Raw genomic sequence first — 12,494 nt, 5'->3', positions numbered from 1 at the left:
ACTACGCCGCGGGCGTGATGTTCTGATTGCTGCGGAACAGATTGTCCGGATCGTAGCGCCGCTTCACTTCGGCGAGCCGCTCGTAGTTTGGCCCATACGCCGCCTTCACGCGATCGCCCTCCTCACCCGTCATGAAGTTCACGTAGACGCTGCCGATCGCGTGCGGCGTCATGGCGGAGAACATGTCGCGCGCCCACTTCGTGCACTTCTCGTCATCGGCGGCGTCGCTCCAGCGGCCATGAATGTTGATCGTGTAAATGGAATCGCGATTCGCGTAGGCGGTCGCATCCACAGGCACGCGGTTCGTCTGCCCGCCCATCGCGCCGATGAACACTTCGCATTGCGTCGACGGAAGCGAGTTCACCGCATTCGTCAGGATGCCGAAGGTTTCATCGTTGAGGCCCGCGAAATTGTGCGACTTCCAGTAATTGCGCTCGCCCGGCGTGAGCAGCGGATCGAATGCCTTCTGCCATGCCGCGAAAGGCATCGCGCCAAGATGCTCGCCGTAGGGCGTGCCGAAGCTGCGCAAGGGCGCAAGCGCCCGCTCGCCGTTCTCGACCGGCCCGACATAGCAGCTCGCGAGCACGACCACCGGTTTTCCGTGCGCCTCTTCGGGCAGGAACGGCAGCGGCGGCGCGAGACGCAGCACGGCCCACACCGTCAGTTCATCGGGACTTTGCGCGACGAACTCGCGATACTTCGGCAGCACAGCGTCGGCCTGCTCCAGCGGAAACACGACGAGGCCGCCGTAGATCTCAGGCCCGACTTCATGCAACTGATATTCGAACAGCGTAACGACGCCGAAGTTGCCGCCGCCGCCGCGCAGCGCCCAGAAAAGATCGGGCTCGCTCTCCGCGCTCACGCGCCGCCATTTTCCGTCCGCCGTGACGATTTCCGCCGCGACGAGATTGTCGACCGTCACGCCGAACTTGCGGCTGATCCAGCCGAATCCGCCGCCTAGCGTGAGACCGGCGACGCCTGTCGTCGAATTGATGCCGAGCGGCGTCGCGAGACCGAAGGCCTGCGCTTCGTGATCGAAGTCGGAGAGCAACGCACCGGGCTCGACGTACGCGCGTTTCGCCGCGGGATCGACGCGCACGGATTTCAGCGCGGAGAGATCGATCATCAATGCGTCGTCGCTGACTGCGCTGCCCGCGATGTTGTGCGAGCCGCCGCGAATCGAAACGAGCATGCCGTTGCCGCGCGCGAACGCGAGCGCGGCGATGACATCGGCGGTGCCCGCGCAACGCACGATGAGCGCCGGGCGGCGGTCGATGGTCGCGTTCCAGACCTTGCGTGCTTCGTCGTAGTCGTTATCCGACGGTGAGATGACTCTGCCTCTCACCGACGCCTTGAAGGTGTCGATCGCTTCGCCTGAGATGTTGCTCATTGTGAGACCTCGCTGCTGGATGAAGCGCCGCGACGTGCCCGACCCTGCCAGCTGGTACGGCGAAAGCGCAAGGAACCCGTCGTCGGATCGAAACCGGCCGGTCGATCAGAAGCGCGCCATGGAGATCACGAGAACGGGAAGAGACTGCGAAAGCGGACCGCGGCCCGCTCATTGATTTAATGCCGTGACTTACAGGATGTAAAGGCCTTAGGCAGCCATTTTTTACTCGTCATCTAGCATGAATCGGACAAAGTGGGCATCGCGTCGTGTTATTGGAATCAGCGCTTTATGAATTCGATTCGGATAACTTTGTTTTAAGGCACTCCTCTGCCAATAAATGTCAAAAGTCCTTACAACGGAGTGAGCGACGTCAACGCTGCGTGACGTGCCGCGTTTTTTTGCGTGCGCAGGTCATCCGGCCTGCCGAATCGTTGAAGGAATTGTTGTATGAACAAGAAGCTTCTCGCCGCCGCTATCATCGCTTGCGTTTCCGTGAGCGCGTTTGCCAAGCCGTATTACGAGAAACACGAGCGTCACGAGAACCGTGAGGCTTATGCGCACCACGACAACGGCCGCCACGAAGGCGAGTATCGCGGCCACGAACGCGCCGAGTCGCGCCGCTTCGACGAAGCGCGCAAGCAGCCGCGCAACGACACGTTCCATACGGATCTGAATAATCCGAACAATCGCGTCCAGTTCACGCACTGACGTGTCACGGGCAACGATGTAGCCCGTAAAAAAAACTGCGGCGCGCCGGGGTACCGGACGCGCCGCAGTCGTAGTAAGAACCCCGTTTCGCTTAGTCCGTGCCGAACTTCGGCGATCGCGGACCGTACAGCAAGCCGTTCGGCGCGCCTGTCGCCAGCAGACGCTGACTGGTCAATCCGGCGACATCCCAGGATTTGTCCGTCGCGACATTCACGGCCTGGCTAACCGCCGTTTGCACCAGCGCACTGACGAGCCCGCCGCCCACGCTGACATTGAAGCCGGTTTCGCTGCCGTTCGCCGTTGCCGAACCATTCCAGAGCGTCTCGCCCGAACGCAAGTCGACGAGCTTCGCTTGCGCCGAAACCTGCGTCTTGTTCGCGATGACCCGATACGACGAGCCGTAGTCGGTGATCTTCGTGTACAACGCGGCATCCGCGCCGAAGATGCTGCGCAGCTTGGCCGGCGCGACGTCCTGAATCTCGTTGGGCAGCGTCAGGCCGTTATGCTTGAAGGTCTCTTCCATTGCGGCGACCGGCACCACGTAGTAGCCGCCTTCGGCGAGCGGCATCGTCATCTGGGAGAGCATGCCGTAAGTCGCGTTGACATCGTTCGTGTCGTTGATCGGCGGCAACACGAGAATCGAGCGCGGCTTGCTATTGCGAAACGCCGTGTAGTCGGGCTGGCTGCGCGAAGAAGCGCACGCCGACAGAAACAGGAGAATCGACAGAACCGCGATGAGTTTGCGGGAAATATTCAAGGTCATGTTCGGCGCTTACTGAAGTTTGCTCAACAGGAAATCCATATACGCGGAGGATTCGGGAAACCGCTCCTTCTCTTCCGTCAGTTGCTGGCGGGCCTCGGCGCCCTTGCCAACGCTTGCGTACAGCATGCCAAGATGCGCGCGGAATCCCGGCGGCAATGTCTTGTCGCTCGCGAAGATCTTCGTACGCGCCTGCTCCAGCGCCGCGATCTGTTGGGCCGCATCCTTCTGGCCTTTGAAGTATTCGTAGACCTGAGGCTGATAGCCGTCCCATTGATAAAGCGATGGCGTTTTGGTCGCGCATCCCGTCAGCAGCGCGCACGCCGCCGCGACCGGCAGCACGAGGCCAGTCAGTGTGTGGTTCTTCATGTTCATGTCTTTCGATTGGAAGCGAGCGTTACTTGGCGGCTTTCAGCACGCCGCCGTCGACTTGTTCGGCCAGGTGATTGACCGCTTCGCTGATGGCGAGATCGAGCACCTTGCCGTTGAGCGTCGAGTCATAGGTCGACGTGCCGCCGAAGCCGATCACTTCGCGGTTCGACAAGCTGAACTCGCCCGCGCCCTGGCTCGACGTCACGACTTCGGACGTGGCGATATCGACGATATTGAGGCTCACTTTCGCGTAGGCCACCTGCGTCTTTCCACGGCCGAGAATGCCGAAGAGTTCCTGGTCGCCCACTTCCTTGCGGCCGAACTCGGTGACGTCGCCGGTGATGACGTAGTTCGCGCCGCGGATCGTCTGCGCCTTGTTCGCGTAGCCGGCTTCCTGCTTCGTTTCACCGAGATTGTCGCGGTCCAGCACCGCGAAACGGCGGCTCTGCTGCAAGTCCGTGACGAGAATGGTTTTGGCCTGACTGCCGAGGCGGTCGACGCCGTCCGAGAACAGGCCGCGCCCATAAGTCGAGCGATTATCGAATTTGCCGATCGCGACCGGCACCGGCTTGCCGGCGAAGGGCTTCTGGGCGCTGGCGACTTCGGGCACCGCCAACGCGCGCGACGCCTCGGTCGCGCATCCGCTCAGGATCGCTGTTGCAGACGCGATGACGAACGTCAAGCGTCCTTTTGTCAATTTCATTGATTGCCTCAAAAACGTCGGAAAGTTAGATCGACTGCCTATCAGCAGACGATTTCAAAACGCCGACGATTATTTGGCATTTCAAAATTTTCGAGAGGAAGAAAATTCCTAAAAATAACGGCGACTGCATCCGCAGCCGCCGTCTCGGCAAGTCGGGTTGTCGCCGATCAAGCCCGCTCCAGCACCGCCATCTCCCGCACGACCACGAGCAACATCGACAAGCTCGCACCGCCGCTCGCGCGCAATTCCGCCAAAAGACGCGTGTACCGGTCGAGCGCGGCCTCCCGCTTCGCGCGCCAGCTTTCGACGATCACATCCGGCGCGTCGATGCCGCGCGACTGCTCCAGCGCGCTCACCGTCAGCGCGCGCTTGAGCCGTGCGAGTTCCTCCAGCGCCGCGGCGCGCGCGAGCAGATCCCAGTGCGTCGCGATCGGCAGCGCCATCGCCCGTTCGGCGATGCCGCGATAATCGAGCAAAGTGCCGATGCCGAAGTACACGCTCGCGACGAGTTCCAGGCTGCGCTCCGAGCATGCCGCCACTTCCGCGCTGTCGAGCACCGCGGTCGCGATCTCGCCGCTCGCCACGCGCGCCGCGAGCGTGCTCTCCACGCCCGCATCCTCCAGTTCGCGCCGCCGCGCATACCACGCGTCGAGCTGCGTCGCGGGCAAGAGCGCGGGCAGTTGCGGCGCGAGCCGTTGCGCCGCCTCGCGGCAACGCGCGAGCAGGCCCCTCGCCTCGGCCGTGCCGGTTCCGTTGTGCTTCAGATGGCGCAGGAACCACAGCGACGTATCGTCGAGCAGGCGCACGACCTCCACGAACATGCGCGCCTGCACTTCGTCCGCGACGATATTGTCGAGCCCGTCGATGCTGCGCCACAGATCGTCGAGATCGAAGACATCGCGCGACATCAGCGCCGCGCGCACGATATCGCTCGGGCGCGCATCGGTCTCTTCCATCAGCCGATGCACGAAGGTGCAGCCCACACGGTTCACGAGCGCATTGGTCAGATGCGTCGCGAGGATTTCGCGTTTCAGCGGATGGCGCTGCATCGTCTCGCTGTAGCGCTGCTGCAAGGGCTTCGGGAAATAGTCGGGCAGCATGTCGGCGACGAGCGCATCTTCCGGCACGTCCGATTCGAGCAGTTCGTCGTACAGCCACATCTTTCCGTACGCGAGCAGGACGGCGCGTTCCGGCGACGTCAGCCCCGACTTCGCCGCCGCGCGCTCGGTGATCTCGTCGTCGTTCGGCAGAAACTCGATGCGCCGCTTCAGACGGCCCGCGCGTTCGAGATAGCGCATCATGCGCGCCTCGGCATCGAGCGTTTCGGCTTCGTGGCGCTTGGCGATCGAGAGCGCCTGCGTCTGCGCGTAGTTGTCCTTCAGCACCAGCAGGCCGACTTCATCGGTCATTTCGGCAAGCAAGGCGTTGCGCTGCTTCTCGGTCATCTCGCCGTCCGCGACCACGAGACCCAGCAGAATCTTGATGTTCACTTCGTGATCCGAGCAATCGACGCCCGCCGAATTGTCGATCGCATCCGTGTTGATGCGCCCGCCCTTCTGCGCGAACTCGATGCGCCCCAGTTGCGTGAGGCCGAGATTGCCGCCTTCCGCGACCACTTTCACGCGCAGCTCCGCGCCGTTCACGCGCACCGCGTCGTTGGTGCGGTCGCCGACCTGTAGATGCGTCTCCGCGGTCGACTTCACATACGTGCCCACGCCGCCGTTGTAGAGCAGATCGGCTTCGGCAAGCAGAATCGCGTGCATCAGCTCGTTCGGCGCGAGCACCGCCGCGCTGATGCCGAGCGCCGCCTGCACTTGCGGCGAGATCGGAATCGACTTCGCCGTGCGCGGATACACGCCCCCGCCCGTCGAGATCAGCGAGGCGTCGTAATCGGCCCAACTGGAACGCGGCAGCGCGAACAGCCGCGCGCGCTCCTCGAAGCTCTTCGCCGTATCGGGCGTCGGATCGAGAAACACATGCCGATGATCGAATGCCGCGATCAGCTTGATATGACGCGACAGCAGCATGCCGTTGCCGAACACGTCGCCGGACATGTCGCCGACGCCCACCACGGTGAAATCGGTCGTCTGCGTATCGAAGTTCATTTCGCGGAAATGGCGCTTCACCGACTCCCACGCGCCGCGCGCGGTGATGCCCATTTTCTTGTGGTCGTAGCCGACCGAGCCGCCGGACGCGAACGCATCGTCGAGCCAGAAGCCGTATTCGTGCGCGATCGCGTTCGCATAGTCGGAGAACGTGGCCGTGCCCTTGTCGGCGGCGACCACGAGATACGGGTCATCCGGATCGTGCCGCACGACATCCGGCGGCGGCACGATGCCCTCGGGCGTGCGGTTGTCGGTCACGTCGAGCAGGCCGCGCAGGAACATCTGATAGCACGCGACGCCTTCGGCGAGAAACGCCTCGCGATCCGTCACCGGCGGCGGATTCTTCACGACGAAACCGCCCTTCGATCCCACCGGCACGATCACCGTGTTCTTCACCATCTGCGCTTTCATGAGGCCGAGCACTTCAGTGCGGAAATCCTCGCGCCGATCCGACCAGCGCAGCCCGCCACGCGCGACGCGCCCGCCGCGCAGATGCACGCCCTCGACGCGCGGCGCATAGACCCAGATCTCGAACATCGGCTTGGGCTCGGGCAGGCCCGGCACCTTCGACGGATCGAGCTTGAACGAGACATACGGACGCGCCTCGCCGTTCGCATCGCGATGGAAATGATTCGTGCGCACCGTCGCCGTGATGACGCCGAGAAACTGCCGCAGAATGCGGTCTTCGTCGAGATTGGGCACCTGATCGAGCGCCGCTTCGATATCGGCGAGCACGCGTTCGGCGGCCTGCTCGCGATCTTGCGCGGACCCGCCGCGCGCCGGATCAAAGCGCACCATGAAAAGCTGCAGCAGCTTCTTCGCGATCTGCGGATTGCCGATCAGCGCGCGCTCGATATACGCGTCGCTGAACGTGGACCCGACTTGCCGCAAATACTTCGCGTACGCGCGCATGATCGTGACGTCGCGCGAGCCGAACTGCGCGCGCAGCACGAGCCGGTTGTAGTCGTCGTTCTCGATCTCGCCCGACCACACCGCGGCGAACGCGTTCTCGAAGAGCGGCTTCACGCGATCGATGTCGAACTCGACATCGTCCTGCAATTCCAGCCCGAAATCGTGGATCCACGCGTTCGGCGCGCCCGTCGGCTCGATCAGATACGGCCGTTCTTCATCGACACGCACGCCGAGGTGCTCCAGCATCGGCAGGCTGTGCGACAGCGCGATCGGATCGCCCGCGCGGTACACCTTGAAGCGAAACGCGCGCTTGCCCGCTTCGATCGGCCGGTAAAGACTCATCGACAAGCCGCCGGGGCGCGTATGCGTCGCCTCGATCAGCTCGATGTCGCGCACCGCCGTGCGCGCCGGATAATCCTCGCGATAACCCGCCGGGAACGAATCGGCGTAACGCTGCAACAGCCGATTGCCGGCTTCTTCGCCGTGACTGTCGATGAGCGCATCGGCGAGATCGTCCTGCCAGCGGCGCGCGACCTGCACGATGCGCGTTTCGAGTTCGCGCGTATCGACTTCGTGCATCGCGCCGCGGTCCGCGCGCACGACGATATGAATGCGCGCGAGCGGCGACTCGGAAAGCAGCGGCGTGAACTCGATGCTCTTGCCGTTGAACGCTTCCATCAGCACGCGGCTGATGCGGCGGCGCAGGTCGGTGTTGAACTTGTCGCGCGGCACGAACACGAGGCACGACACGAAACGGTCGAAGCGGTCGCGCCGCACGAAGAGCCGCGTGCGCTGATGTTCCTGCAGGCGCAGCACGCCGAGCGCGATTTCGAAGAGCGTGTCTTCGTCGGCCTGAAACAGCTCGTCGCGCGGATACTGCTCCAGCACGCTGATGAGCGATTTCGCCAGATGCCCTTTCTCCAGAAAGCCCGCGCGCCGCACGATGTTCGCGCACTTGCGCCGCACGATCGGAATTTCGGAGGTCGGCACGAGATACGCGGTCGAGGTGTACAGCCCGAGAAAACGCCGCTCGCCGATCACCTTGCCGTCCGGCGACGTGCGCTTCACGCCGACATAGTCGAGATAGCCCGGCCGATGCACCGTCGCGCGCGAATTGGCCTTCGTCAGAAAGATGGGCGCCGCGCTCTCGATGATCGCGGCCGCGCCCGGCGGCAGCGGCGTGAGATCGCCCGCGGACGGCGCGCGCAAGGTTTCGCGCAGAATGCCCAGACCCGAGCCCTGCACGCCGCGCAGCGCGAAACCGCCTTCGTGCCCCACGAGTTCGTAATCGCGGCAGCCGAGGAACGTGAAATGATCCGCGACCATCCATTCGAGGAACGCGCGCGACTCGATGCCGTCGGGCGTCGTGTCGCGCGTTTTCAGATCGCTGATCGCAACACGCGCCGATTCGGTGACTTTCGGCCAGTCTTCGACCGCCGCACGCACGTCGCCAAGCACGCGCGCGATGTTCTCGCGCACTTCGTCGAGCCGCTCGCCGTCGCTGCAGCGGTCCACTTCGAAATGGATGAAGGATTCAAGCTGCGAGTCGCCGTCGCCGGCTTCGGCGTGGCCCTGCCCGATGCGCTCGATCTCGCCCGCATGCGCGCCCTTGCTCGCGCGCCACACGCGAAACACCGGATGAATCGCCGAATGCAGCGCGAGGCCTAAGCGATTCAGCTCCATCGTCACGGAATCGACGAGAAACGGCATGTCGTCGTTCACGATCTCGACGACCGTATGATCCGAGTGCCAGCCGTGCTGCTCCAGATTCGGGTTGTAGACGCGCAGCACCTCGCGTCCGCCCGCGAACTTCTGCGCCGTCTGCCAGTGCGCCATCGCGGCGCCGTAGAGATCGGCGACATCGCGGCTCGCGATGTCTTCCACGTCGACCTGCTCGTAGTAATAGCGAAGAAGCGGCTCGATGACCTCGTAGGTCGCTTCCGGCAATCGTCCTCGCGCGAATTCGAGGAGATCCTTGATGAGGTGTTCGACCCGCGCTTCGTTCTTGACCAGCATGGTGTCCTCCCGAGGCTTTCGGTTGCGATGCGGTTACGGCACGCTCTTCGAATCAAGGAGATTATGCGCCGGAGCGGGCTTTTGGCCGCGCGTCGGGCATGTGCGGTTGCACAAAGGCGGTGCGCGCCTGTCGGGCTAAGATAGCCGCGCCGCGTGATCTTTGCGCGACACGCGCTATCGGCTATTGTCGATGAAAGCCCGAAAGGAGAGCGCCATGCAGCAGGATCAGCAGAAGGTCGTCACCGTGCGGCCGCAGCAGGAAGTCGCCACCGCGGTGCAGCGTCTGCCGTATTTCATCGGATTGTCGGCGCAGACGGCCGGCACGCGCGGCCTGTCGATGCATCTGGTCGTCGTGCCGCCGGGCGGACAGGCCGAGCCGCACGTGCATGTCGGCTACGAGACGGGCATCTATGTTCTGGAAGGGCGCATCGAGACGCGCTATGGACCGGGGCTGGCCGAATCGGTCATCAACGAGCCGGGCGATTTCGTCTTCATTCCGCCCGGCGTGCCGCATCAACCCGTCAATTTGAGCGCGACGGAACCGGCGCGCGCCGTGGTCGCGCGCAACGACGCGAACGAAGCGGACCGCGTCGTGCCCTACGATCCGCGGGAAAACGATCAGTAGCCGGATGCGCCGGACATCGGCATATCGACGTACCCCGTGTCCGAAAAGCGCGCGCCGCCGAGCATGCCGCCCGCGAGCTTGCCGCGCACGGCGTAGGACACTTTTTTGACCGTGTCGCCGGTGGCGAAGCCCAGCGCCTGGCGCGCGACCGAAAACGCCGATACGGTGACCGGCACCGAGACGACCAACTCCCCGAAGCGCGGCACCGAGCCGCGCTGATCGCTCACGCCGCTCGCGAACGGGCGGCCGTTGAGGTCGAGATCGAGCGCGACGCCGTCGAAGTCGATCGGCGCGTCGTTCGGATTCTGCACGCGCAGCTTCACGGCGAAGCGCATTTCCAGCCCCTGCCCTTCGAGCGGCTCGATGCCCGCGACCGTCACGCGCATCGCGTCGCGGTTCAGGAAGCCCGCGCAGCCGCCGAGCGCGAGCATCGCCAAAACTGCGGCGCAGAACAGGAAGAAGCGCTTTGTGATTCGATTCGGTTGCATGAGAACGAGACTCCTCGCGATGGTCGGGCTAGATGCGCAGCGCGTTCAGCAGCATGCGGCCATAGGCATGATGAAACCAGACATCGTCGACGACGAAAAGCGCCGCGGCCCACGCCGCCGCCACGATGATCAGATCGCAATGTCCGCTCGTCCACAGATTGAGCGAATGGCGCGACGCGATCCACGGCACGCCGAGCGGGTTGGGCCAGTCCGCGAACAGATGCATGAGGCCGCCGCAGGCAAAGCCGAACGCGACCGGCGCCGCCGGATGCCGCCCGAGAAAATGATACGAGACCGCGAGCAGCGCCGCCCAGCCGATGCCCCAGTGCGTGAGCGTGCGATGCGTGATCCACAGCTTGCGCGCGCGCGTCCACCATGCGACTTCGAGCCAGTCCGGCGCGGTTGCGCCTGCAACGCCTGCGAGCAGCGCGAGCACGCCCGCGAGCAAATCCGCCCGCGCCGCCGAAACGGGATGCGTGACGACCGCCGCCGCGATGATGCCCGCGGCCCATCCGGTCGCGTGATGCGCCTTGCTCGATGCCATGAAGAAACCCGCGTCGTCACCGTGGTCAGGAAAGCGCGCATGTTCGCATGGCGTGCGCAAATGGGGCCGGGCTGAAACATAAACTTACGGAAATGCGCGCGCCGAAACAGGCTCTGTGATCACAACGGCGGCGAGGCGGCGTGCGGTTGACTAAAATGTTTCCTAGATTGCTGCGCAATTCCCGCTGCGGACGCTCATCCGAGCGCCCCACGCCCGCCTGCGCATTCAGGCATTGAACGTATTCATCTGAAATTGGCCGTCATGCAACACCTGAAATACCTGAGCGCTTACCCGAACACGCTTCAGGACAAGGTGCGCCGACTGATCGCCCAGCAACAGCTGGGCACTTATCTCGACGCGCGATACCCGAGCAAGCACGCGGTCCAGTCCGATCGCGCGCTTTACGACTATTGCTCAGACCTGAAGCAGGAGTTTCTGCGCGTCGCGCCCGCCATCGACAAGGTTTTCTACGACAGCAAGCTCGATGTGCTGCGTCACGCGCTCGGTCTGCATACCGCGATCTCGCGCGTGCAGGGCGCAAAGCTCAAGGCGAAGAAGGAAATCCGCATCGCGTCGCTCTTCAAGGACACCGCGCCCGAGTTTCTTCGGATGATCGTCGTGCATGAACTCGCGCACCTGAAGGAAAGCGATCACAACAAGGCGTTTTATCGGCTCTGCGAGTTGATGCAGCCTGGTTATCACCAGATCGAATTCGATTTGCGGCTCTATCTCACGCATCGCGATCTGCTCAAGACGAAGGCAGCGTAAGCGCGCATCAACGCGCCCAGGCGAGCGCCGCCGCGTATCCGGCCGGCGCGGCAAGCGAGACGGCGTCGAATGCGCCGGCGCTGCGCGTGAGCGCATAGCGGACGCCATCGCGGGGCAGCACGGAAAAACCGGTCAGCGTGAGCACGCCGCCGCCGATGCCGTCGCCGTGCGCCTTCAACACCGCTTCCTTCGCCGTCCAGCAGTCGAAAAACCCGCTGCTTCGCGCGGCTTCGGGCATGGCTTCGATTTCGCGGCGGTCGCTCTCGGCGAGAACCGCGGGGGCGAGTTCGCGCCAATGGAAAGACAGTGGCGCTTCCTCGATATCGACGCCCACGCGTCGTGCCCGCGATATCGCGATCAATCCGTAGGCGCCCGAGTGCGACACGTTGAAATCGGGGGCGTCGGGTTGCGAGAGATAGGGTCTGCCCTTTTCGCTGGCGGCGAGAACGAGGCTCGCGGCGTCGCGGCCCGTCTCGGCGGCGAGCAGATAGCGCAGCGCGCAGCGCATCGTGGCGAAGCGCGCGGCGTCCGCGTGGCGCAAGAAACGCGCGGCGCGGGCGCGTTCGTGATCGTTCAGCGATGCGTAGGCTGCGCCGTCGATTGGAGCGGTCAGGTCCAGGGCGATGCGCCACACGCGGATGTCGGCGGGCGCATCGGCGGGGAGCGGTAAGGCGTGTATGTCGAACGCGGACGTCGTTTCGGTCATTGGGGTGCGTATTGCGCCTCGCCATTGCCGAAGGACCAGTTCTCCTTCTTCACTTCGACGAGGCTGATGAACACATCCTCGCGCCGCAGTTTCAGGCGTTCGTGCAGGCCATCCGCTACGGCCTTATAGAACGCCTTCTTCTTTGCGAGATCGCGGCCTTCGTTGAGCGTGACCTGAATCACGATGCAATCGTCCGTGCGGCTGATGCCGAGGTATGTGCGATCGAGGATCAAATCCGTCGCGCCATGCTCGGTGATGATCTGAAAGCGATCGTTCTCGGGCACGTCGAGCGTCGTGCGCATCGCGTCGTACACCACTTCGCCAATGGCCGCGCGATACGCGCTCTCCTTGCCCTTCAGCAGATCGATTCGAACAAGCGGCATGCGATTCTCCCCGT

General features: G+C 63.8%; 12 protein-coding genes. 3 read left to right on the top strand and 9 right to left on the bottom strand.

The features are described 5' to 3' along the window. Position 1 precedes the first annotated feature (1 nt). The gene (locus AWB70_RS18685) at positions 2 to 1,390 is read right to left on the bottom strand and encodes an FAD-binding oxidoreductase (protein WP_053569579.1); all 1,389 of its coding nucleotides are present in this window, start codon (positions 1,388 to 1,390) and stop codon (positions 2 to 4) included. Between the two features lie 447 nt (positions 1,391 to 1,837). On the opposite strand from AWB70_RS18685, the gene AWB70_RS18680 reads away from it, so the two are divergent. After that, positions 1,838 to 2,098, top strand: a complete 261-nt coding sequence (locus tag AWB70_RS18680; protein WP_053569580.1) for a hypothetical protein — start codon at positions 1,838 to 1,840, stop codon at positions 2,096 to 2,098. A 91-nt stretch (positions 2,099 to 2,189) separates the two neighbouring features. Here the strand turns inward: AWB70_RS18680 and AWB70_RS18675 are convergent, their stop codons facing one another. From AWB70_RS18675 to AWB70_RS18660, 4 genes are all read right to left on the bottom strand, one after another. After that, on the bottom strand, positions 2,190 to 2,861 hold the full coding sequence (locus AWB70_RS18675; protein WP_045454679.1) for a DUF799 domain-containing protein: 672 nt from the start codon (positions 2,859 to 2,861) through the stop codon (positions 2,190 to 2,192). 9 nt (positions 2,862 to 2,870) lie between these two features. Then, the gene (locus tag AWB70_RS18670) at positions 2,871 to 3,233 is read right to left on the bottom strand and encodes a DUF4810 domain-containing protein (protein ID WP_053569581.1); all 363 of its coding nucleotides are present in this window, start codon (positions 3,231 to 3,233) and stop codon (positions 2,871 to 2,873) included. A 22-nt stretch (positions 3,234 to 3,255) separates the two neighbouring features. Beyond that, positions 3,256 to 3,933: a CsgG/HfaB family protein gene (locus tag AWB70_RS18665; protein WP_053569582.1), complete on the bottom strand. Its 678-nt coding sequence runs from the start codon at positions 3,931 to 3,933 to the stop codon at positions 3,256 to 3,258. Between the two features lie 167 nt (positions 3,934 to 4,100). Continuing rightward, positions 4,101 to 8,966: an NAD-glutamate dehydrogenase gene (locus tag AWB70_RS18660; RefSeq protein WP_053569583.1), complete on the bottom strand. Its 4,866-nt coding sequence runs from the start codon at positions 8,964 to 8,966 to the stop codon at positions 4,101 to 4,103. 214 nt (positions 8,967 to 9,180) lie between these two features. Here AWB70_RS18660 and AWB70_RS18655 point away from each other — a divergent pair, with 214 nt between their 5' ends. Beyond that, positions 9,181 to 9,591, top strand: a complete 411-nt coding sequence (locus tag AWB70_RS18655) for a cupin domain-containing protein (RefSeq protein ID WP_082378106.1) — start codon at positions 9,181 to 9,183, stop codon at positions 9,589 to 9,591. On the opposite strand, the gene AWB70_RS18650 is transcribed toward AWB70_RS18655, so the two are convergent. Together AWB70_RS18650 and AWB70_RS18645 are read right to left on the bottom strand one after the other, a co-directional pair. Further along, positions 9,585 to 10,079 (bottom strand): LEA/WHy family protein, encoded by a 495-nt coding sequence (locus tag AWB70_RS18650; protein ID WP_053569584.1) that lies wholly within the window; start codon positions 10,077 to 10,079, stop codon positions 9,585 to 9,587. The genes AWB70_RS18655 and AWB70_RS18650 overlap by 7 nt on opposite strands. A 28-nt stretch (positions 10,080 to 10,107) precedes the next feature. After that, a complete protein-coding gene (locus tag AWB70_RS18645; protein WP_014251098.1) occupies positions 10,108 to 10,623 on the bottom strand; it encodes a metal-dependent hydrolase in 516 nt (171 codons plus the stop codon). A gap of 261 nt (positions 10,624 to 10,884) precedes the next feature. Between AWB70_RS18645 and AWB70_RS18640 the strand changes: the two genes are divergently transcribed. Continuing rightward, complete coding sequence (locus tag AWB70_RS18640; RefSeq protein WP_014251099.1) at positions 10,885 to 11,391, top strand: M48 metallopeptidase family protein; 507 nt, start codon at positions 10,885 to 10,887, stop codon at positions 11,389 to 11,391. A 7-nt stretch (positions 11,392 to 11,398) separates the two neighbouring features. On the opposite strand, the gene AWB70_RS18635 is transcribed toward AWB70_RS18640, so the two are convergent. Together AWB70_RS18635 and AWB70_RS18630 are read right to left on the bottom strand one after the other, a co-directional pair. After that, positions 11,399 to 12,097 carry a 4'-phosphopantetheinyl transferase family protein gene (locus AWB70_RS18635; RefSeq protein WP_053569585.1) on the bottom strand — a complete coding sequence of 233 codons (699 nt, stop codon included), beginning with the start codon at positions 12,095 to 12,097 and terminating at the stop codon, positions 11,399 to 11,401. Beyond that, positions 12,094 to 12,480 carry a tautomerase family protein gene (locus tag AWB70_RS18630; RefSeq protein ID WP_053569586.1) on the bottom strand — a complete coding sequence of 129 codons (387 nt, stop codon included), beginning with the start codon at positions 12,478 to 12,480 and terminating at the stop codon, positions 12,094 to 12,096. The genes AWB70_RS18635 and AWB70_RS18630 overlap by 4 nt, the downstream gene beginning before the upstream one ends. Positions 12,481 to 12,494: the final 14 nt, after the last annotated feature.

It is taken from the genome of Caballeronia cordobensis (genome assembly GCF_001544575.2).
GTDB lineage: Bacteria > Pseudomonadota > Gammaproteobacteria > Burkholderiales > Burkholderiaceae > Caballeronia > Caballeronia cordobensis.
Note: the sequence above shows the minus strand (reverse complement) of the source record. Positions and strands in the feature narration are given on the sequence as shown.